Source organism: Pirellulales bacterium (genome assembly GCA_035656635.1).
GTDB lineage: Bacteria > Planctomycetota > Planctomycetia > Pirellulales > JADZDJ01 > DATJYL01.
Map to the genome: position 1 here is coordinate 1 of DASRSD010000080.1, position 22,358 is coordinate 22,358.

Consider the following 22,358-nt stretch of genomic DNA (forward strand, 5'->3'; position numbering starts at 1 on the left):
ATTAAAGGCAATGTAAACATTTGATCCCGAGGAGCCCAGTGTGGCGGCGCCTGTCAAGGCCACCGCGGTCCCCGTGTTCGCGGCCCCGCTGCTTTCGATGATCGTACTGCCCGTGTAGGTGCTGGCGCCGGACAAAGTGAGCGTGCCCGTATTGCCGCTCAGGCTTTTAATGATCAATCCCGTCGTATTGTTCGTGCCGGTGCTGCTGTTGAAAGCGCCCGCGATCGGAGCGCTAATGGCTGCGCTGACCCCTGTGCCAATGCTGATCAGCGGATTGGCCACGTTCAGCGTCAGGGTATCGCTGCCGCTGGCGGCGATCGTATAGCTTGCCCCGGTACCGGGGTTATTAAATGTGAGACCTGCGGCATTCACTGTGCCGGAGCCATCGTCGATGGTAACGGTGTATGGGGCAGTTCCATTGCCGGCGCCAAATAGCGCCGTGCTGACACTATCCCACACGACGTCGGAAGTGCCAGTGAACCAGAAGATGTTGGTGGGAAGGGTATCCCAAAAGTTGCTGCCATCGGTGACCGGAGGAACGCCATCGCTATCCCAAGTAAGATTCGCGGCTTTTGCCCGGAACGCGGCAATGGCACAGACAACGCTTACAAGGCAGATCAACTTACGCAGATTGCGGACGGTAGTAAGCATTTCCGTTTTCCTTCTGTAGAGATAATTTCGCGGCACAATGTTTGGGCACAGCTAGTAGCGGCTGATCCGATGGAGGCGGCAGCTTTCTCGGCACGATGCCTTGATAGCGCTTAGAAAACTCCCCGGAACCCAACTGCCCGAATTATATTTCGGTTCTCGCCAGTCACAATGAAATTGCGGGCTTTTGCGTGTCGCCATTTTGTACGACGCGCCGACGCGCGCCGCTTGCGCTGTCGTCCAAAAGGATGACACGCCTTAGTAGGTGCCTGATGCTGATGAAATTATTTCACGGTGGCAGTGGCCTGCCTTGATACTCGCCCGAGCGGAGAGGATGATATAAGAATCTCTCACACTTGCCCGTTGGACCGGAATGCCATGCAGGCGCTGTTCACCGTTTCCCAAACGTGCCGACTTCGCACGATCGCACTGTTTGCCTTGCTCATTACGAGCCGCGCCGCCGGAGCACCCACAGATTGGAATGTTCGCGTTTGGCAGCCGAACGACGCTTCGCCAAACTCCAAAATCTCCGGAGTAGTCCAAACCCAGGATGGTTATCTTTGGGTGGGCACTCCTACCGGTCTATCGCGCTTCGACGGCGTGAAATTTGAACAGTGCCCTCTTACCATTCCCTCAGAGAGTGAAAAGGAACGGGTTGCTGCAATCACAAAGACGCATGCCGGCGGCCTGCTTGTAGCGTCTGAGACGGGTCGGATCATTGAAATGGATTTTGGCAGGCCGCCAAAAATCTTAGGGCACTTGCCAAATTTCCAGCCGGAAGATGTGGTGGAAGACGGGCAGCAGGCCATTTGGGTGAGTTCACGCGCCGGGCAGCTAGCGCGAATTTTAGACCAAAAGATCACAGAATTTAGCGCTCAAGACGGGGTACCGAATGGCCGTTCCACTTGCAATTTAATAGTTGATATCAACGGCTCAATTTGGTTTGCCAAGGGAGCCCAGATCGGCATCTTTCGTGATGGTCGTTTTAACGTGCTGGCAAAGTTACCGCAGCAGGCGCAGTTGACCGCTGCGCATCGCGGCGGCGTGTGGATCACCAGCGACTTTGCGCTTTCGCACTGTGACGAGAACGGAGATCTTGAAGATCACGGTTCGTTCAAACCAAAACATGCGATTGGAAATTCGCTGGTAATGTTGGAAGATCACAACGGCGCAGTCTGGATTGGAACTTCGGCTTACGGTTTGTTTCGCTATGACGGAAAGACATTCGAAAATGTGCCAACTTCCTTTCATCGCATGACCAGTTTGACCGAAGACAGCGATGGAAACTTATGGGTTGGAACCCAGGGTGGTGGTCTAAATCGTGTGCAACCAAGGGCCATTATGCTGGAGGGAGGCGAGACCGGTTTAATGTCGCAAACCGTCATGTCGCTTTGCGAAGATACGGAAGGCACGTTCTGGGCCGCCATGCAGGATGGAAGTCTTAAGCGGCGCACGGACGGCCAATGGATTAATGCTTCGCTGCCGAACCCGTGGTCGGATGAAGCAGTAATTAGCGTCGCGTCCGACCGAGACGGCAAAATATGGGTCGGAGGACAGAACGGAAGATTATTCAATTTGCAACACGATCATTGGGCCAGCTATTCCAAATCGGACGGATTGGCAGCGCAAACCATCTCTAAAATGCTGGTGACCAAAAATGGCGATTTATGGATTGTTGCACAAACGCCGGACACATTACAACGCGTACGAGCCGGCAAGTTTCAAACATTCACGTTGCCTGCCCTCGAGTTTCATGTTCGCGCTCTGGCAGAAGACGGCGATGGAAACATTTGGATTGCATCGGAACGCGGCAAGCTTTGGCGAATTACAAACGATAATGTGTTCGACGAAACTAGCCGCTTACCGAAAGGCTTTGTGGGTATTCTATGCCTATATGCCAATAACAATGGAACCATTTGGATCGGTACGGCACAATCAGGACTTTTTCAACTCCAAGATGGAAACGTTAAGCGAATCGACACGCGTCAGGGGCTTTATAGCAATTGCATCGCCCAAATTATTCCGGACGAGCGCGGCTGGGTATGGTTCGGCGCCAGCAACGGCATTTTCAAAGTCCGTGAGCGCGAGTTAGCCGACGTTGCCGATGGAAAACAAACGCGCTTACGCTCTATGCACTATGGCCTGGAAGAAGGATTACCCACGCTACAAACCACCGTCGCGCGCTGCAACGCGGTTCGAGGTCATGACGGTCATTTATGGCTCATCATGGGGCCGGCACTGGTCACGATTTCGCCGGAAAAAGTTCGCGAACAGTTGCAGCCGCCACCGGTGATTTTGGAAAAAGTGTTAGTAGACGACAATCTGGTGGCTTCATATGCCGGCGTCTTTCCATCGACCACCACGGTCAATCTCGATCAGCCAACCAACCCCGTGCAACTTCCGCCGGATCACCATCGGGTGCAATTCGATTTCACGGCCCTAAGCTTCAATGCTCCTTCCAACGTGCAATTTCAATATCAGTTGCAAAACTTTGACGACCGCTGGATCGACGGTGGCGCGCAACGGGAAGTAACGTACTCCCGGTTGCCGCCGGGCGATTATCAATTCGCCGTGCGGGCTTGTAACAGTGACGGCGTGTGGAACGAAGCCGGCGCTAAGTTGGCGTTCACCGTGGTGCCCGGAATTTTACAAACCACTTGGTTTCGATTGGGGGCCGTGGGCTTGTTTACCACGGCAGTGGTGGCGCTGGCGCGTTATATTTCGTTCCGCCGCTTACGCGCGCAGGTTCGAAGCCTCGAACGCCAAACCGCAATTGATCGGGAACGCACCCGCATCGCGCGCGATTTGCACGACGAACTCGGCGCCGGATTAACCAGTGTCGCCATGCTGGGTGATATGGCGCTGCGTCATCGCGCCAACGAAAATGAAGTTCGCGCTTATGCGCAGCAAATTACCTCCACCTCCCGGCAAATCATGAAGTCGTTGGACGAAACGGTGTGGGCCGTCCATCCGCGCAATGATACGCTGGAACACTTGCTAAATTACCTGGGCAAATATGCTCTGGAATTTTTGGATTCGGCCGATGTTCGGTGCCGGATGAACTTGGTTGAGGATGCCCCCCGGGTACCCGTCACCGCGGAAGTTCGGCATAACGTGTTGCTAGTGGTGAAAGAAGCGCTGAACAATGTCGTGCGGCATTCGCACGCCAGCGAAGTGCGAATTCATGTGGGCGTCAATGGAAAATCTTCGTATTTATCCATCGAGGACAACGGCTGTGGGTTCAACGGCGCAACCGAAGATGTGCTGGCCGACGGACTCCACAACATGCGGCAACGAATGGCAGATATCGACGGCCGCTTTGAAATTAACAGCGAAAAAGCCAGCGGCACGAAAATTTTCCTCAGTTTCCCTTGCCGCTCGGCAAATTAGGAGGCACTCCACGATGACCATTACGGTATCCATTGTCGAAGATCACGAATCTACCCGCAAAAGTTTACGGGCTCTGCTTGCCGAATCGGGTTTGAAACTTTTGGCGAGCTATCCGACCGCGGAAGAAGCGCTAGTGGGCATTCCGAAAAACCCACCTCAAGTGGCGCTGGTCGATATTAACCTTCCTGGCATGGATGGCATTGAATGTGTCCGTCGCTTAAAGGCCAATTTGCCGGATTTGGAAGTGCTGATGCTTACCACTTATGACGAAACCGATTTAATCTTCAATTCGTTGCGCGCCGGCGCAAACGGCTATGTGCTGAAAAGTGCTCCTGCTGCTGAATTAATGCATGCCATCGAGCAAATTCACAGCGGTGGTTCTCCCATGTCTATGCCGATCGCGCGGAAAGTGGTTGGTTATTTTAGCCAGATTCGCAAGAAAAACCCCGAAGTGGAGAAGCTCAGCAAGCGGGAATATGAGGTGCTGTCGCTGCTTGCCGAAGGATATCGCTATAAGGAAATATGCGCAGCACTAAATATCAGCATGAGCACGGTGCGCACCCATATTCGCCGCATGTATCAGGCTTTGCAGGTCGAATCACGCACGGAAGCAACCGTGAAGTTCTTACAGCGGTTATAGAGCTCGTCGCAGGTTTATCTGGTATCCGATTACTCTACTATCGCTACCGGGCTTACTTTCAAATCCCTTCGACCATCGCCGCATTCCCTTTAGCGGAGGGCACGGGGCTCGAACCCGCAACCGGTTTCCCGGCACCACATTTCCAGTGTGGCCGCTAACCATTCGCTTACCCTCCGAAACCACTTACATTCATAATCTTACATCGTTTGCGGTTTCTCGCAAACCGGCAAAATAAAGCTGCCGTTACAGCCAACCTCAACCAATTGACGCTGCAACTTGCATTGTGGTTAACAATGAGTATTGGGGCGAACGAATCGGCGCACTCTTAAGGCTTCGGTTGGATAATTAGCCGTTGTACGTCGGCCGCCCGAATGCGCGAGCCTGCCGCGCGGCATACCATTGGGCAAAGCAGTTCAGCGACACGTTGCTGGTCAAAATGCTTGCTAGCAATTCTTTGAGTTTGATTGATAAAGGGAACGCAAACTTGTCCGTAACAGGTTTGCAGTTCATGTTTGGCAAATATTGAGCCGAACTCCCAAAGATAGGAACGTAATTGTTCCTTTGGTGTCAATCTGCGTCTGCAGTCTACGCACGCTCGTCTGACGCAATATCGGCTTTTGGGGGGCACTTATGGCGTTGAGAGATATTGATGCGCAGTTGCCGATCGCCGCGGCAGTAGAAAAAGATCCGGCAATTCGATGGGTTTGGATCATTCTTTTAGTCCATTTGGCAGCCTGGACGATCGTCCCCACTTTGGCCAATCGCAACTTGACATTCGATTCAATCGAAATGTGGTTTTGGGGACAAAATAGCCAACTCGGCTATTCCAAGCATCCACCACTTCCCGCTTGGTGCGCCCACGCGCTCACGAGTGTATTTGGAAAGCAGGAAATTGTCCTGTATTTTGGAGGACAATGTGCTGTAGTGCTGGCGATGTGGGGAGTTTGGAAACTAGCGCGACATTGGTTGTCGTCATCATTGGCATTGTTGTCGCTTTTACTGCTGGAATCGTGCTACTTTTTCAACTGGAAAACGGTTCAATTCAACAACAACACGCTAAATCTGCCTTGGTGGGCTCTATCAGCACTTATGTTCCACGCTGCATTAATGCAGAACCGGCGCAGAGATTGGGTTGCCACCGGCGTGTTCTTGGCGCTGGGCATGTATACGAAGTATGACATTGCTTTCTTAGGATTGTCGATGGTGGCCTTGTTGGTTGTCCATCCTGGGGCTCGACCATTATGGCGCACCGCCGGACCGTATCTGACTGCATCGACAACATTGATTCTGATCGCGCCCCATTTAATTTGGACGGTGTCATCGCATTTTCCCACCATTCAATATGCGATGAACCGTTCGCAGCATGCTGGAGGATTTTTAGACCATATAGTTAATCCGCTGACATTCCTCCTCTCACAAACAGCAGCGGTTGCGCCCGCGGCACTATTGTTATGGCCAGCGCTAGGGCAAAAATGGAAATTGCGCGACTGGAATTCTGATCAGTCTTATGTCCGCTCTTTTGCACTGTTCATTGGGATGGGCCCCTTCGGTTTATATTTGCTGTTGTCTGCAATCACAGGGGCGAAGTTGTCTCCAGGCTGGGGCGCGCCGTTATGGATGTTTTGGCCTCTGTTGTTGTTAACCTGCTTCGAATTCAGCAACGACCCTATTAAACTGCGCTGGGTACTATACCGGGCCACAATGGTGGCAACGTTGTTTCCAATTGCCTTCGTTGCCGAGCGGTTCATTTCACCCTATGTGTTGCAAAACTGGTCTCATGCCGCATTTCCTGGACAAGAACTGGGGGCTGCCGTGCAGCAAGCTTGGCACGGAGAATACGCCACTACCTTACCGTGGGTTGGGGGTGATTGGTGGCTGGCTGGAAATGCATCTTTTTATTCAGAGGATACCCCGTGCATATATGGCGATTTGGATCGCCGAGTTAGTCCTTGGGCAAGTGACGAAAAACTTCGGACTGCAGGTGGAGTACTCGTGTGGTCTGAAGATTCCAAGCATCCTGGTCCACCTGCCGACTGGCAGCAGCGTTTTCCGGAAATGCATTCATTGGGCGTGATCGAAATACCATATCACACCTCAGCCAAGGTCTCGCCAGCGCGCTTTGGCATGGCACGAGTGCCGCCAGCAAATCAAGTAGAACTGGCGAACAAGCTTGATCAACCATTGCGCCGGTAGAGCACAATCGGTTGAGTGCCGTTGAGTACAGTTTGCAGTTTAATCCACACCCGCTTTGGCGCCGGCAATCAGACTAATGAACTCACGATTCGTTTTGAACTTTGCCAACTTAGTTGTGAGCTGTTCCATGGCATCGACATGATGCATGTTAGCCAGTGTGCGCCGTAACATGGTGACGGCATGCAACGTTTCCGCGTCAAGCAGCTTTTCTTCGCGGCGGGTACCCGATTGAGTAATGTCCAAAGCCGGCCAAACGCGACGGTCGGCGAGCTTACGGTCGAGCACCAATTCCATGTTGCCGGTACCTTTGAATTCCTGAAAAATCGCTTCGTCCATGCGGCTACCGGTGTCGATCAGTGCTGTCGCCGCAATCGTGAGCGAGCCCCCTTCCTCGAACAACCGAGCAGTGGCAAATAATTTTTTGGGAATATCGAGGGCGCGAATATCTAACCCGCCTGTGGCGGTACGATCGCCGCGAGTCACTTTGTTAAACGCTCGGGCCATGCGGGTAATAGAATCCATCAACAAGAACACATCTTTACCCATCTCAGCCAGCCGTTTGCAACGTTCAACGGCAATTTGTGCCAAGCGAACATGGCTTTCGACATCGCGATCGAGGCTACTAGCAATCACATCGCCATTCACACTGCGCCGCATGTCAGTGACTTCCTCCGGCCGCTCGTCGATGAGTAGCATCACCAATTTCATGTCCGGATAGTTTTGCGAAATCGCCTGACTTATTTGCTGCAGCAGAATGGTTTTTCCAGTGCGTGGTGGTGCGACTATCAGAGCTCGCTGACCTTTTCCAATCGGCGTCAGCAAATCAATTACGCGAGTCGTAATCGGCTGCTGACCGGTTTCCAATTGCAACCAGCTCTCTGGATTGATGGGCGTAAGTTGGTCAAAGTCCTTAACGTTCGGATAATCTTCCGGTTTCATTCCGTCGACATCAAGGATTTCCTTCAGCCGCGGACCCTGTTGGCGGCGGCTGTGTTGCACCATCCCGTTCACCAACACTCCCTCGCGGAGGCGGAATTTCTCGATCATAGTGCCTGGAACGAACGGATCCGTACGTTCCCGAGATAGATTATTGGCGATGCTGCGTAAGAATCCATAACCATTGGGATGCAGCTCAAGAACGCCAGCGCCCGGTTCAGGCGGTGTAGTATCGGAACCTTCGGGAAATTCAATTTCAGGCAATGGCGCACGAGGGCCAGGATCATTGCCGTAGCGACGGTAGCCACCGCCTCCATATCCCCCTGGGCGTCCGTTCATGTTTCCGCCACGACCACCACCGCCCCCGCCCCCGTAGTAACCTCGGCCTCGCCCACGACCACCCTTATTACGCTTCTTTCCCATAGCTCACCCTGAAAGGAAACCTCACGAAGCGCTGATCCCAGCGCTGGGGTTGGAACGCCTCCAACACTTACAGACTGGACGCACAACTTTAATCCAGCCAATGGTCCGCTACGACAGATGCATCATTCTCAATCTGCCATTGGAACAAAATAGATAAAAATACTGCAAAACGATACGAAAATCAGTTTTTGGCCGGGCGGACGCGCTTCACAGAATCGCGTTGCCTAGCCATGCAAAGAGCGTTAGCTCCGGGCCAATGTGCATAGCCCCCAACAAAAGTGTGCCCAACAGTACGAACACCTCTGATAACTGCTTTGCAGGTCTCCGGCCAACGCGGTCAAAAACAGGTCGCCAAAAAATGAGTACTGACTACGAAAGGTCGTTGCTAGCACTCACGACAACAACAGCAAAGCAGCGGACAGAACTAGAATTTTATGTTCCTCGCGCCGAATTCCTGGTCGCGAGAAGCGGCCGCCAGAATCATCTTTACGGCCAGCTGCGCCTATATTAATAGGCAGAAACTTTAACTGCGCTCAATCATATTCATTGTTCAGCCTGTGTCAAGCGGTGGATTAAGCAAGCCTAGAGAATTTAGGGAATTAATCGGCCGTATGTTCAATGCGGCCATTTTTATCATTTTTCATCGGTTTTCAGCTGAAAACCGGCAATCTCCTCTTGCTCGGTAATTTTCATATAACCGGATTGCTTTCCCATCCGATAACCACGAGGGGGAGCGCTATCGACACGCATTAACCTAACAGCTCAGTCCTACTTTTAACGACAAAGCCTAGGGGGGGTTCAATCATGTTCCGAAGGCCTGGGAAACATACTGCAATTGCGAGCGTATTCATGGGCTGCTTGGTCTGGTCGTCTTGGGCTCAGTGTGCTTCGTCAAAAGGAATCCTCTGGCAAACGAATTTGGAACAGGCAAAGCAGATTGCCGCGCAGACCAATCGCCTTATCTTAGTGCACTTTTGGTCGCCTTCGTGTATCGCCTGCAAACAATTGGAAAAAAATGTTTTCTCGCTACCACAGGTGCAGCAGGCTATTCAAGCCCGGTTTGTACCGGTGAAAGTCAACGCTGACGATTGGCCAACTACGACGAAACAATATGGCATAACTTGCCTCCCGACTGACCTTGTCATTACGCCTAGCGGTCAAATTGTTGGACGAATGGTAAGCCCGCCGACTCCTGACGAGTACATGCAAAAGTTGGCGGTTGTTGCAGGCGCTGTGAACTCTGTCGCTGGCGCGCCTGCCACAGCGCCGATCGCTGGCGCAAGCCAAGTGGGCAGCTCGATGAATTCAGTAAGTGCATCAGGGTGGGTGCTGGCCAATTCGAGCCTTTCGCCCGGATACACTTCAGGTTCCGTCGCAGCAACTCTGCCGGCCGGAAATATGCCGGCTGCAGCGCCGAACGCGGCGTGGGGCGCTCCAGCAGCAAATCCAGCGAGTGTATCGATACCCGCCGTGCCCGCCTATTCTGACAGCCGGTATGCGGAGTACTATCAACATTTTTCGTCATCTTCGAATGGGGTAAACGGAGGTATTCCTGCCGCCAGCACTTCATCGGTGTCTGTCAGTCCGTCGATTGTCGCACCGGCGGGCCTTGCTCATCCGGCGTACGCGCCGCCGGCATACTCGCCCCCTACTTATTCGCCACCAACCGTGCCTCCGACTAATTATCGATCCACCGCTTATGGTCCATCTGCGGCTGCGAGCGCAGCGGCCACTGCACAATCGGCTCCTGTGCCCAATTCCAACATCACGACCGCGGCAACGGGCGGACCTTCCTCCAGCCAGGCAACTGCGCAGTTCACCGCTACAGTGCCGCCGTTGGCTTTAGATGGCTACTGTCCCGTGACGCTCGTAGAACAGCAGCGTTGGCAAGTTGGCGATCGGCGTTGGGGTGTGATTCATCGTGGCCGCACATACTTGTTCACTGGGCCAGAGCAACAAAAAAGATTTCTTGCAGATCCGGATCGCTACAGTCCCGCAATTTCTGGCCAAGACGTCGTAATGGCTATTGATTATGGCCAAGACGTCAGCGGCAAACGTGCACTGGGCATCTCATATCAAAACAGGATTTACCTGTTTTCCAACGAGGCCTCGCGACAAATTTTTAGCCAGAACCCCAAGCGTTACGTTGCCGAAGTTCTTCAGGCCGAAAGCCCAAATTCGACCACGACACTACGTTAACTGGCCAGCAGGCAAGCACATTGGTTCCGGTTGTATCGTCTGTAATACCGGAAAACTTTCTTCAGCCGGCCAAGTCTTTGGCGGCAATCAGCGTCGTCTGATTATACTGAAGTCATCCCGCCAGTTCTCGCGGGAGATTGGCCATGTTGGGGCGTACGAGGCATCCCACTTCTCTTTTCCGAGCGCGAAGCCATGAAGGCCGAACATCGGGTTTCCTGTATGGCAACGGGGATGATGATGAAACTTGATTGGCGGCATTGGTCGGCGGTGGTCACCGCAACGGTAATTGGATCTTTTTTGACAGGCGTAATGGGATTCTCGTCCGCTGCTGCAGCTCCGGCCGATCAACCCTCCAGCTTGGCTCCGGCGCGCGAGCAACCTGTTACTCCCAATGCCCCGCCGGCCGATACAGGCACGCGGCCACTTGCCGGGCCGCCGAATCCGTTCAGCGAAACAGCCCCGTCGCTCACCGCCCCGCAAGCACAAGGTACACCGGGTCCAGGCCGATCTTCGTTGGCGCAACCTGCTCCACTGCAGGGTCCCCTGGGCGCACCAGAAAATAATACTTCTCAGCCGCCTTCCTCCGGTCCACCAAATCCGTTTGGAGCTCCCACGCCTCAGGCAACAACTCCGTCTGCTCCGGCCGCCGCAGAAGGCGCTGGCCGATCATCTCTAACTCAACCGGCTCCATTGCAAGGTCCCTCGGGTACTCCGGGCAATACCGAGCCGGCAAAACCGGAATCGCAGGGTCGCATGCCCGGTGCCAATCCGTTTGAAACCGCGCCTTCTACGGAAACAAAGGCGGAACAACCCAACACGACGCCGTCAACTCCCTCAACGTCTGCAGCGCCCTCAACACCGTCCAAGGAACAACATGCGGAAACTCCGTCACCCTCGACCGAACCGTCTTCAGAAGAGACTTACACGCCAGCTCAACAAGCCGTCAAAGCCGGCATCACTTTGCTGCAACAAGAAAAGTATGACGAGGCACTACAACATTTCGATGAAGCAATAAAATTGGATGCCAGCGAAGGCGCCGCGTATTTCTACAAGGGAGTAGCCTATCGGATGTTGAATCGGTTTGATGACGCTATCGATGCCTTTACGACAGCCATTGATCTCACCACCGATGATTTGGATGCTCAAGCGGAAAACTATCTACGTCGCGGCATCGTTTGGCTGTATAAGGGAGAATACGGAATTGCTTGGCAAGATTTTGACCAGGCTGCAGTGTTTGCTCACGACGAAGATCCCCGTCCTGACTTCTGGAAAGGATTGGCGCTGGCCCGACAAGGTAAATGGCTGGAAGCGGCAAACTCATACGCGATTGCCCTCGAGCACGACGACCATTACGCACCAGCATTTGTTAACCTTGGCCTAACATATCTTGCCCTGAACGAACCAAAAAAATCCATCTACTGCTTCGATCAAGCGGTGCGATTAGATTCGCACAATGCTGCGAATTATTTCAAGCGCGGCATTGCGCAAGTACGTGCGGATCGGCCGCAAGATGCAGTTGATTCATATACTCAAGCAATTCGCCTGAATCCCAATTATGCCGAAGCATACTTAAATCGCAGTGTGGCTAATGGCTATTTGGGCAACCAAGAACAAGCAGACAAAGATCGAGCCGCGGCTATCAAAATCAACCCGGATATCGAAAAGCAATTGACAAGTACGGGTTAGCTTACTTGAGGGGACGCCGAGAGGCAGAGGCGCAGAGAAACAGAGAAGCAGGCAGGCAGTGCTGGAATCAACTGCGGAACAGATGAGGTGCCAGCGCGCTGACTGTAATTGCTTTCCTGCGTCTCTGCCACTCGGCGGTCCTGTGGAAAGCCAAAACAATGTCGCTCGCATAAACACTGCGGCAGTGTTTTCACTTGGGCTTTATTTCGAACACGTTATCGTGCTGAACATATTTCAGTCCAACAGGTTCAAGTACTGCGTGCAGTAATTCATCCGCCGAAACCTGTTTCACGTCTACTTTGACTTTTGTTTCAAGCGAGATTCCTGCAGCCGCAATTGCAGGGCGGTCGAGTTGAATTTCCACGCCCATTTGCTTGGCCAGTGCTTCTAGTAGTTCGCCAACCGGCAACTCGACTCGCAATGTGTAGACTTTTCGGCCTTCACTTACATTGGAGCGATGTGCTGTGCGCCCGGATAACATATCGTTGACTGCTTCTTGATCTTCTTGCCGTCCGCGTACCATTAGCTTGCTGCCTATAACTTCGATTTGCGCATCTGCCAACATTTTGATTTGCCGTAATTGAGCTGCGACTTCCGACACTCCAGAAACCGAATAGCTGCGTTCGATAACTGGCTTTTCTGGCATCGAAACAATCTGCAGTGAAGTTCCATCGGCAGTCGGTTCATAGGTAAAATCAAACTGAGCTAGAACGATCGTCAATCGTTGTGGCAGTGTAAGTGGTGGTAAATCTGCTGCAGCCCAAAGATCGGCCGGAATTCGATCAAGCCCGTTAATTTGTACGCCATTTTCATTGCCTAAGGCTGCTAACAAATCGTGTGGAGCGGAAAGAGCTGGCCACTTCCAAGGTTTAGCTTGTGTCCAGCGTAATCGCTCGGTTGGGGACAGGCGACTGGCTTCGTCGCTTCGCAGAGCGGCAAGGGTGCGTAGCCGCAAAACCGTCGAGATAGGCCCAAAATAGGCCACCGGGCCTAACATCGTGACGCCCATTTGCAGCCGGGACGCAATTCGCCCCAGCGCTTCGAGTAGCGGTACGTCTTCGAAAGCAAGTTCTATTTTCTGATTCGGGTCAACCCGACGGTCGAGCACTATGGCTATTTTTTGTGTCTTGGAAAGGCTCTCTAAAGCCTTACGAATCGGTAGATTCGACCAGGCAATGCCGACTCTCTGCGCTAATGCCTGATGCAGCGATCCATCAGTAAGCCAATTGTTTTCTGCTGCCGCAGACTGTGAATTCGCGAATTTAAAGAACCCGCCAGATAGCATGCTTGGCAACAAAAGGAACATACACGCTAATAGCGGCATTACCTTGGCCATGAAAGCCCTTCTTGTTCGCATAGACGCCCGGCACAATCGAATGCAAGCGAGAAAACCGCTTCTGTACCTCGAACAATCTAAAACCTTTTTACCGATTTCTCTCTTTGCCAGTTTAATTCACTGAGGAGCGTAATTACACTGGAGTTCAGAGCATTGATTTTCGGTCTTCGCGGTTTCTTCCGGCAGGTGCAGAATGGGCGATCCAACCATCCGCCGACCGATTTTAGCCGAGCTTTACGAGCAGTTTCTTGCCGACCGCGATCAAGCGGCCTTTATTCACCGCGTGGCCGAACGCTATCACGGTGCTACACTAGAACGCTTGGTTTTGCATTCATCACGCTGGGTTAGGAGAGGCGCGGTCTTAGCCTTGGGGGCAATCGCCGACTTCTCCTCCAATACGGTTTTAGGGCACGCTTTGGTAGATCCTGATCGAGGTGTCAGAATTCTGGCAGAAACTGCCATTCGAGCTGTTTGGTGCCGTGATGGGTCTTGGAATCAACAACAGGAATTAGCCCGAGTCATTGGACTCAACGCTGCGGAAAAGCATGATGCAGCTCGAACTGCCGCCAGCCGACTAATTGAAGATAATCCCAGGCTGGCCGAGTCCTGGAATCAACGGGCGATTGCCAATTTTGCAATCGAAAGGTTTTTAGAATCGGTTTCCGATTGCCGCCGCACGCTGGATCTTAATCCATTCCATTTTGGCGCTGCAGCCGGCTTAGGACAGTGCCACATGCAGTTGGGTGATCATCAGAATGCGCTCGATACTTTTCGGCACGCACTGAAAATTAATCCATCTATGGAAGGTGTGCGCGTCAACGTAACGTATTTGCAAAAACTTCTGGGGAAGAAACTGTAATCAAACGCGCGGTGTCCTGCCTAAAAACGCGGACCCGAGTATTCACCGGATATGCTGTCCTACTCTGTGGTGAAATGCCTGTCCGAATGGCAGTGATAAATGCCGGCGGCTGGTAATCGCTTCGAGTCTATCCGCTTCCGCATTTCACTCCCGTCGAATTAACGCGGACTGGGCTGGATACAGCAACAGACCAAGTGGTATCCTGTAACCGCAAAGCAGGAACAACTTCTCAGCCATCTGTTGCACGGTGATGCCCAATCCTGTACTTATTCTCGGCGCTGGCATCAATGGGGCAGCCCTGGCACGCGAATTGGCGCTGAATGGCGTTGATGTAGTACTCGTCGACATTCATGACATTGCGGCAGGGGCAACGTCTTATTCGTCACGGTTAATTCATGGCGGTCTACGATACTTAGAATATGGTGATTTCGCTTTGGTCCGCGAATCGCTTGGCGAACGCACACGGTTGCTCCGGTTGGCGCCGCAGTTTGTGCGGCCGTTGCGGTTGTTCATTCCAGTACAGAATCGATTCGGCGGGTTCATTTCTGCGGCTCGAAAGTTTCTCGGTTTGAAAGGCCGTTTGCATTCCGGAAATGCGCAGCATCGCGGATTGTGGACCGTACGCTTCGGCTTGTGGCTGTACGATCGTTACGCCCGCGATCCAACTTTGCCGAAGCACAAAACGCATCGAGCTAACTCCCCGGCGGTTGTTCCGGTCGATCAGGCAACCTTTGGCTGGGTATGTTCATTTTCCGATGCACAAGTAGTTTTCCCAGAGCGATTCACCCTGGCGCTTTTGAACGATGCGCGGAACATCGCCGCACAAGCGGCAACTAAGTTTCGCGTATTGACGTATCATGAGGCCACATTGGCCGACCATACAGCGACGATCCGTCGGAAAGATTCCTTGCAAATCGTGGAACAATTTCAGCCATCGGCAATTGTCAACGCTACCGGAGCGTGGGTCGATCACACGCTCCAATCGCTGAAAGTTCCCTCCAAGCTATTGATGGGCGGCACCAAGGGAAGCCACTTTGTCACCGGCAACCCTCGTTTGCAACAATTACTCGGCGGCCGCGCCGTGTATACCGAAGCGGGCGATGGCCGCCCCATTTTTATCCTCCCGTTTGATTTGCCGTTTTTGAATGGCACGCTTGTGGGCACTACGGACGAACCCTTTCAAGGCGATCCCGCCACCGCGATTGCCACCCAGCCGGAACTGGAATACCTGGTGGCGGCCGTTAACGAAGTATTTCCTCAAGTGCATTTGTCCCTCGACGACATTGATTTACATTATGCCGGCATCCGGCCATTGCCTTTCTCCGACGCATCCACACCCGGGGCCATCTCGCGGCGCCACTGGATGGAACCAAACCCGAATTGCGAAGTGCCACTATATTCCATCATCGGTGGCAAACTTACCACGTGCCGTTCGCTGGCGGAGGAAGCTGCCGGGGAAATTCTCAAGCGATTGGGAATGTCGCACCTGGCTAATTCCAGCGAGCGACCCATTGTAGAAAGCGAGCCTCTCTTCGCCGTAAGGCGCCCCGGCGACGTTTCCGGGTCGAATCGTCCCCCCGAGAACAACATTCCGTTGCTGCACGGAACCCAAATTCCGCTGGACGTTGTCCGAAAAGTCATCCGCGAGGAATGGGTAACGACTTTGGATGACTTGGTTGAACGACGATTGATGCTGTTGTACCATCCGCAATTATCGCGGGAGTGCCTGAACCAACTGGCCGATTTGCTCATCGAAGCAGAGTTGCTCACCGTGGCTGAAAAAGCGGATGTCGGCGCCCGCATTGCGGAACGACTTTTATCACATTTCGGTAAACGAGTGCTGCCGTGAGCCAATCGCACAGCAAAAAGTTCGTCCTGGCGATCGATCAAGGCACCACCTCCAGCCGGGCAATTCTGTTCGCCCACGATGGTCGGCCGGTTGCCGTCGCGCAGCAAGAGTTTCCACAAATCTTGCCGCAGCCCGGCATTGTCGAACACGATCCGGAGGCCATTTGGAATTCGCAATTGGCCGTGGCCCGCGAAGTCATCAAAAAAGCAAACTGCGCGGCCGCCGACATCGCCGCGATTGGCGTCACCAATCAGCGCGAAACGACGATTCTTTGGGAGCGCGATACCGGCCGGCCTGTCAGCAACGCCATTGTTTGGCAAAGCCGTGTGAGCGCACCCATTTGCGAGCGATTGAAAGCCGACGGCGCGGAACCGCTGGTGCAACAAAAAACTGGTCTCGTCATTGACGCATATTTTTCCGGAACGAAGATCAAACATCTGCTCGACACCGTCACCGGTTTGCGCCAGCGCGCCGTTGCCGGCGAAGTGCTGTTTGGCACCGTCGATTCGTTCTTGATCTGGCGACTCACCGGCGGCCAGCGGCACATTACCGACGTGACCAATGCCAGCCGCACCATGTTGTTCAACTTGCACACGCTGTCCTGGGATGACGAGCTGCTCAAATTGCTCGAAGTGCCGCGAGCCATGCTGCCGGAAGTGCGCTCCAGCAGCGAAGTTTATGGCGAAACTTCCCCCGAGCTCTTTGGCGCGCCCATTCCCATTAGCGGCTGTGCCGGCGATCAGCAGGCGGCCACGTTTGGCCAGGCGTGCTTTGAGGTCGGGAGCGCCAAAAACACTTACGGCACAGGCTGCTTTATGCTGCTGAACGTGGGGCCCAAGCCGGTGAGCTCGCGGAATAAACTGCTGACGACCGTAGGTTGGCAAATCGGGGAGAAAACTACTTACTGCCTGGAAGGTTCCGTGTTTGTGGCCGGGGCGGTTGTCCAATGGCTCCGCGATGGACTGAAAATCATCAAAACCAGTGCGGAAGTCGAACCTCTGGCTGCTAGCGTGCCTGATGCCGGCGGCGTCGTGTTCGTGCCGGCGTTTGTGGGGTTGGGTGCGCCACATTGGGATCCCTATTCCCGCGGCGCTATTTTTGGGATGACCCGCGGCACCACGGCGGGGCATATCGCTAGGGCGGCACTGGAATCGATGGCCTTTCAATCCGCTGAAGTGTTGCACGCCATGGAACAAGATGCTGGCATTAAGCTCGGGAAGCTGAAAGTCGACGGCGGGGCGAGTGTGAACAATGCCCTCATGCAATTCCAGGCCGATCTGCTGGATGTCCAGGTTGTTCGGCCCGTCGTGGCGGAAACGACGGCCTTGGGAGCCGCTTATTTGGCCGGATTGGCGGTCGGGTTCTGGAAAAACTTGGACGACGTGGCTCGCAACTGGGCGCTGGACCGTTGCTTTGAACCGGCGATGTCGCAAGACCAACGCGCCGGCCGCCAGGCAATGTGGCGACGGGCAGTCGAGCGAAGCTTGCATTGGGACGAGTGAATGAAGCTGCCTGCGAAAGGCAAGCGTAGATCGGCTTTCCAAGTTTCGCCAGTTTGCCGAGTCTTCCACGCAATTTCTCGCGCGCGGATTTAATTTCAAATTTTTCGCGAACTTGATTCATAAACATCGCAGCTTTCGATAATTGCCTACTCTGTCGCTACGTGCATTCAATTTGCTTTTCTCTTTTAGCAGCGCAACGCAAATTGACGGTGAAATCTTACGTCCACTAGTCGCATTGAATGTGAATGTGAAAATTCTGCACAGTATAGCAAAACATTGTTCTGGCCCGGGGGCTTGAGAGGCTGTTTTTCGGTTGTTAGCCTCCATCGAACAAACGGGCAGTTTGCGAAGAGTTTTACGGCTGACCGTTACCGCCAGTTTTGGATCCCACCGGTTTTGATTCCCACCCTGACTCGCCGCCGGCTTGCTTTCGAGCAAAGTGGAGCTATCGGCCAACCACCAACCGTTTTTCCGTCGCCGACCGTGCCAGGAAGCAGCCGCCCCGGCTGCCCCGGTTGGCAGTTTGTTGTTCGTTAGTAAGGAGGCGTAATCATGCACAGTTTGTTGATTGCACTGATGGCCTTGGGCGTTTCGGGGCTGGCTGCTGAAAAAGCACCGGCCCAGGCCGAAAAGACTCCGACCGTGGCCCCTGCCCCGTCGACGGCTGCTTCGGCCAAATCGAGCGCGGCTCCGGCTCATTCGGCGGCAGCCCCAGGCCCAGCGAGTGCCACCAGTACCACTTCGGCAAGCGTCGCCAGTTCGACGTCTGCCGCTAAATCTGCTTCCAATTCCACAGCGTCCACGAAGTCGGCCAGCACGCCGGCTTCCGGCACACCCGCATCCAGCGGCTCCGCCCGGCTGATGTCGGATGAAAAAGAGCAGCGGCTGCGCAAGATGTTGCCGCGGGTCGATAATCCCGAGCTGCAAAAAATCCTCCAAGACCCGCGGTTGATTCTGTACACCGAGCAGGAAATGCCCCGGGCCTTTCAAGATTGGAGCGGCAATTTGCAGGGCGTGCATTCGGCGTACTACAACATTTCCGCCAACGGCTCGGAGCCGTACGGGAACGGCAATCGAGAATTTCCCTGGGGCAGTCCCGCCGGCACCCAGCGCACCAGCGGCGTAGAAGCGTTCCGCTTTGTTTGGTTGCCGCGCGATGAAAAAGATCGCCCGCACCCCATCGTTTGGTTTCGCAAGCGGCTTCGCGGCGATACCAACGAGGGCTACGCTTGGACGTTCCCTGTCGGCGCCGTCGTGGGCGAAGCACTGGCAATGACCGGCCCCGATGGTTACGCCTACACCTTCGAGGTACGCACTCGCACTCGCAATTACGGCGCGTGGGATGTCGACGTGTACCGTCCGTTCCCCACCGCCGCTGATTTGGCCGCGCGCATCAAAGAGCTGCGTCCCCATTGGCAGGACGAGCCCAAGCTGGCCACGGCCATCAAGCAGTTGGAAGAGCCCGGCGAAATGAAGGTGCTGCAACTGGCCGATAAGCAACCGGCCCGACATGTGTTCAAGCAAACCATGGGCGTCGATTCGCTCCCCACGTTGGCCGACGACAAACTCGTGGGCCAATTGCTCGCCGGCAGCACATTCCGCTCGGCCTTGGGCGAAGTGTGGCGGCAATCTCCCAGCGGCGTGAAAACGTATGCTCCCACCACCAGCGCCGCGTTCCAAATTGTGCCGGCCAAGTACGATGCTGGTTTCGTGCAGGTCGATCAGACCAGCTGCATGCGGTGCCACGATTCGGCCGCCAAGCCGGTTTCCGATTTCAATCCCAACCGCGATTGGTACGGGCATATCCGCGGCAGCGACGCCATTCTTTCGTTCCATCCGTTCGCGCCGGAATCGGTCAGCGACAACGGCTTCGGCCGGCCGGTGAAAATGCGGGCGGAATTCGAACGCACCGGCGTCATTGCCAAGTACGATCCGGCGCAACACCCGGCCAAGCTGTATCAAACTTTGGACGTGCTGCAACCGTGATGGGCTCCTAATGAAGTGAATCTGAGATGGGCAACTGTGAAATGCAACTGAGATGGGCAACATGATGGGCACGTTCAGCCCCCCGGTCGCCGTCGACCGGGGGTTTTTTCATGCGCCGAAAAGCGATACGGGTTCGATTGATCGTGTGCAGATTGCGTGCGAAATCCTTTTTACCGTGGATTTTTTCTTTCGCGACAAAAGTATGGAAACTGTCACCACCCAAGCCAATTCGACTTTGAAAATTCGCAGATGTTTGTCGGCGGGTGTGTGACATAAAGATGCTGGTTGTGTCAAAAGGAGTCAGGGTTCAGGAAGCGGAGTTCAGAGGGCAGGCGACAGTTGTCGGTAGTCATTGATTTGCGTTCCAGCACGACTATTTAGCCCTCGGTCAATGACCGGGGGCCAACGGTGGACAGGAATCACGAGTCAGAGATCAGTGATCGGCCGGACTGTCCGCAGCCCGGTAGTTTCGCACTCAAAAGGCACATTTTACCAAACGAGTGGCCCAATTTTGGGCAAAAAAAATTATCGGCAAACCGATCACGTGCTTCGCGTTGTTTCGCCGCATCGGGAACAAACCGTGGATCTGCCGGAATCAGCGCGATCCAGTTATCAGACATGCTGCCATTTCCTGATATACCTAATGACCGGATTCACTTACCGGGCCACCGGCTGGTTGAGTCGCTACAGGATTATCGGTTACCGGGGCAAAACGGATTTTTCGGGCAAAGCCATGTTGCCTGGCGGTTCACTGTAGCCTAACTGCAGACAAGCGCGTGGCCGCGGGCGATGGTGACGAAGATTTTTTGATTGCAATATCTAGATCGTTGCATGCCCGGCACCCATGCCCGATATTCTTCGCATGGCCATGGATAAGTGGCCTGGGTTGGTTGCTTGGCGGAGGGCCTCAGTGCCAGATATTGCATTTTCCCTGTACATCTTCGCCAGGTGTTGATCGAATGTCTGCATTCCCGATTCGCCGGTAGCGATGTAATCTCCCAACTCGGCCAGCCGGTTTTCAAATATCAGCTTTTGCGCGACAGCACTGCCGCGCAGGATTTCCACGGCCGGTCGGAGATTGCCTTCGCGTGTGGGAATTAACCGCTGTGAGATGATTGCCTCGATGGAGCTAGCGAGTTGCCCGAGCAGCAACTTATGCTCTGCGGGAGGAAACATGGCGATGATGCGTTCGATGGTTTGAGAGGCCGTTGCGCTGTGTACGGTGGAAAACACCTGGTGACCCGTGTCGGCAGCCTGCAAAGCAATCCGCAAGGTTTCAACGTCGCGCAACTCGCCGACCAAAATCACATCGGGGTCTTGCCGCAACGCTTGGCGCATGGCTTGTGCAAAGGATGGTGTATCCCCACCGACTTCAAGCTGAGAGATCATCGACTTCTTGTGGGTGTGCACGTATTCTATCGGGTCCTCGATGGTAATAATCTTGTTCCGTAAGGCACCGTTGATTAGATCGATCATGGCTGCCAGCGTCGTGCTCTTACCGCTGCCGGTTGTGCCAGAGAGAAGAGTCAGCCCGCGTTCCGATCGAGCAATATCTTTGACGACAGCCGGCAGATTCAGTTCGTCAAGCGTGGGAATGGTTGTGCGGATAACGCGAATCACAATGGCGGGCGAGCCCAGCGTGCGATATGCGCTGCAGCGAAAGCGGGCTAAGCCTTCAACCACGTAAGAGAAATCCAGTCCCTGCGTGATGGCTGCATCCAAAGAACCTGCCACGGCGGCGGGCGCAATCGCCGAGACCACTCCGGCAATGTCTTCGTGCGTTAGCAAGGGACCCTCCACGAATCGCGCCTCGCCGGCGAGCCGTATCATGGGAGGAGAACCGGCCTGAAAATGCAGGTCGGAGGCGCCTTGCTGGACTGCGAATCGAAGTAGGATGTCGAGTTCCATAGGAGATGTGCCAGCATTTTCTCTGAGGTGTTGAACTATTTGCCGGTAAACTGCCGTTTTGAAACGATATGGGTATACGAATGGTCTCCGAGCATTCTACGGACAAAGGGAATCGGAAATTCCCAAAGACTCCGCCGCGTCCATCGAACGTCGATCAGGCGATTAGCTGAATGAACCCATTCAGTCCGCCGGTCCACGATACCCTTTTGCCATGCTAAACAGGCAGAGGCAACCGCGACCAATAAAACGGTTGCAAAGAGCGTTCGCAAACTAAAACGGGGCAGTTTCATCCCCGTATTGTAGCAAAGAGGTGTGAAGATTGGCTGAGATGTAAATTATCTACGAGCGCGCAACGGATGGTTAGCCCGGTCGGCCACGACCGGGATTCCGATGGCATGTGGTTCAGGATTCCGAGTCGGGTAATGTATCGGGAACCACCGGAACGATTATTTTGCCCTCGTGCTCAATCGCGATGCGGTGTGCACTGTCCAGCTCCGGAAATAGCTTCCGCGCTTTGTCGATGCAAAGATCGCTGACCTGTAAATAGGCGACGCCATCGGGTCCAAAAATTCGCAGCGGCCACGATGGTTCTATCGGCTCCCACTTGTACATCCAGCCTCGCAACCAATAAACATCGTCTTGGGCGAGGAAATTCTTCCTCTGGCGAATCCAATCAAGCTGATAGCAAATCCAGCCACTCGCGACGGCAATTAGACCGGTGATTACCAACAATGTACGCAGGCTAAATTGAGACCGAACTTTCATACCCCGCATTGTAGCAGAGGGGCGATTTGAAACCGAAC

At 54.1% G+C, this 22,358-nt stretch carries 16 protein-coding genes and 1 tRNA gene; 9 read left to right on the plus strand and 8 right to left on the minus strand.

What is annotated here, in order from left to right:
- A partial coding sequence (locus VFE46_07455; protein ID HZZ27831.1) for a hypothetical protein occupies positions 1–651 on the minus strand: 651 nt, incomplete at its 3' end.
- Positions 652–1,026: 375 nt separating this feature from the next.
- Between VFE46_07455 and VFE46_07460 the strand changes: the two genes are divergently transcribed.
- Together VFE46_07460 and VFE46_07465 are read left to right on the plus strand one after the other, a co-directional pair.
- Positions 1,027–4,038: a two-component regulator propeller domain-containing protein gene (locus VFE46_07460; protein HZZ27832.1), complete on the plus strand. Its 3,012-nt coding sequence runs from the start codon at positions 1,027–1,029 to the stop codon at positions 4,036–4,038.
- Positions 4,039–4,051: 13 nt separating this feature from the next.
- Positions 4,052–4,678 carry a response regulator transcription factor gene (locus VFE46_07465; GenBank protein HZZ27833.1) on the plus strand — a complete coding sequence of 209 codons (627 nt, stop codon included), beginning with the start codon at positions 4,052–4,054 and terminating at the stop codon, positions 4,676–4,678.
- 93 nt (positions 4,679–4,771) lie between these two features.
- Here the strand turns inward: VFE46_07465 and VFE46_07470 are convergent.
- Together VFE46_07470 and VFE46_07475 are read right to left on the minus strand one after the other, a co-directional pair.
- Positions 4,772–4,853, minus strand: a tRNA-Ser gene (locus VFE46_07470).
- Positions 4,854–5,023: 170 nt separating this feature from the next.
- Positions 5,024–5,188, minus strand: coding sequence for a hypothetical protein (locus VFE46_07475; protein ID HZZ27834.1), 165 nt, complete (start codon positions 5,186–5,188; stop codon positions 5,024–5,026).
- Between the two features lie 120 nt (positions 5,189–5,308).
- On the opposite strand from VFE46_07475, the gene VFE46_07480 reads away from it, so the two are divergent.
- Entirely contained in the window at positions 5,309–6,871 is a 1,563-nt protein-coding gene (locus VFE46_07480; protein ID HZZ27835.1) for a glycosyltransferase family 39 protein, read from the plus strand.
- Between the two features lie 39 nt (positions 6,872–6,910).
- Here VFE46_07480 and rho read toward each other — a convergent pair whose 3' ends face one another.
- Positions 6,911–8,230 carry a transcription termination factor Rho gene (gene rho, locus VFE46_07485; GenBank protein HZZ27836.1) on the minus strand — a complete coding sequence of 440 codons (1,320 nt, stop codon included), beginning with the start codon at positions 8,228–8,230 and terminating at the stop codon, positions 6,911–6,913.
- Positions 8,231–9,700: 1,470 nt separating this feature from the next.
- On the opposite strand from rho, the gene VFE46_07490 reads away from it, so the two are divergent.
- Complete coding sequence (locus VFE46_07490; protein ID HZZ27837.1) at positions 9,701–10,429, plus strand: hypothetical protein; 729 nt, start codon at positions 9,701–9,703, stop codon at positions 10,427–10,429.
- A 192-nt stretch (positions 10,430–10,621) separates the two neighbouring features.
- A complete protein-coding gene (locus VFE46_07495) occupies positions 10,622–12,115 on the plus strand; it encodes a tetratricopeptide repeat protein (GenBank protein ID HZZ27838.1) in 1,494 nt (497 codons plus the stop codon).
- A gap of 190 nt (positions 12,116–12,305) precedes the next feature.
- Here the strand turns inward: VFE46_07495 and VFE46_07500 are convergent, their stop codons facing one another.
- The gene (locus VFE46_07500; GenBank protein ID HZZ27839.1) at positions 12,306–13,451 is read right to left on the minus strand and encodes a hypothetical protein; all 1,146 of its coding nucleotides are present in this window, start codon (positions 13,449–13,451) and stop codon (positions 12,306–12,308) included.
- A gap of 193 nt (positions 13,452–13,644) precedes the next feature.
- Between VFE46_07500 and VFE46_07505 the strand changes: the two genes are divergently transcribed.
- From VFE46_07505 to VFE46_07520, 4 genes are all read left to right on the plus strand, one after another.
- Positions 13,645–14,310 (plus strand): tetratricopeptide repeat protein, encoded by a 666-nt coding sequence (locus tag VFE46_07505; protein HZZ27840.1) that lies wholly within the window; start codon positions 13,645–13,647, stop codon positions 14,308–14,310.
- A gap of 250 nt (positions 14,311–14,560) precedes the next feature.
- Positions 14,561–16,159 (plus strand): glycerol-3-phosphate dehydrogenase/oxidase, encoded by a 1,599-nt coding sequence (locus tag VFE46_07510; GenBank protein ID HZZ27841.1) that lies wholly within the window; start codon positions 14,561–14,563, stop codon positions 16,157–16,159.
- A complete protein-coding gene (gene glpK / locus VFE46_07515) occupies positions 16,156–17,661 on the plus strand; it encodes a glycerol kinase GlpK (GenBank protein HZZ27842.1) in 1,506 nt (501 codons plus the stop codon). Before VFE46_07510 ends, glpK begins: the two co-directional genes overlap by 4 nt.
- 552 nt (positions 17,662–18,213) lie before the next feature.
- Positions 18,214–19,647 carry a hypothetical protein gene (locus tag VFE46_07520; protein HZZ27843.1) on the plus strand — a complete coding sequence of 478 codons (1,434 nt, stop codon included), beginning with the start codon at positions 18,214–18,216 and terminating at the stop codon, positions 19,645–19,647.
- 7 nt (positions 19,648–19,654) lie between these two features.
- On the opposite strand, the gene VFE46_07525 is transcribed toward VFE46_07520, so the two are convergent.
- The 3 genes from VFE46_07525 to VFE46_07535 all read right to left on the minus strand — a co-directional run bounded on the left by VFE46_07525 (position 19,655) and on the right by VFE46_07535 (position 22,320).
- Positions 19,655–19,921: a hypothetical protein gene (locus VFE46_07525; GenBank protein ID HZZ27844.1), complete on the minus strand. Its 267-nt coding sequence runs from the start codon at positions 19,919–19,921 to the stop codon at positions 19,655–19,657.
- A 545-nt stretch (positions 19,922–20,466) separates the two neighbouring features.
- Complete coding sequence (locus tag VFE46_07530; protein HZZ27845.1) at positions 20,467–21,555, minus strand: PilT/PilU family type 4a pilus ATPase; 1,089 nt, start codon at positions 21,553–21,555, stop codon at positions 20,467–20,469.
- A gap of 402 nt (positions 21,556–21,957) precedes the next feature.
- A complete protein-coding gene (locus VFE46_07535; protein HZZ27846.1) occupies positions 21,958–22,320 on the minus strand; it encodes a hypothetical protein in 363 nt (120 codons plus the stop codon).
- Positions 22,321–22,358: the final 38 nt, after the last annotated feature.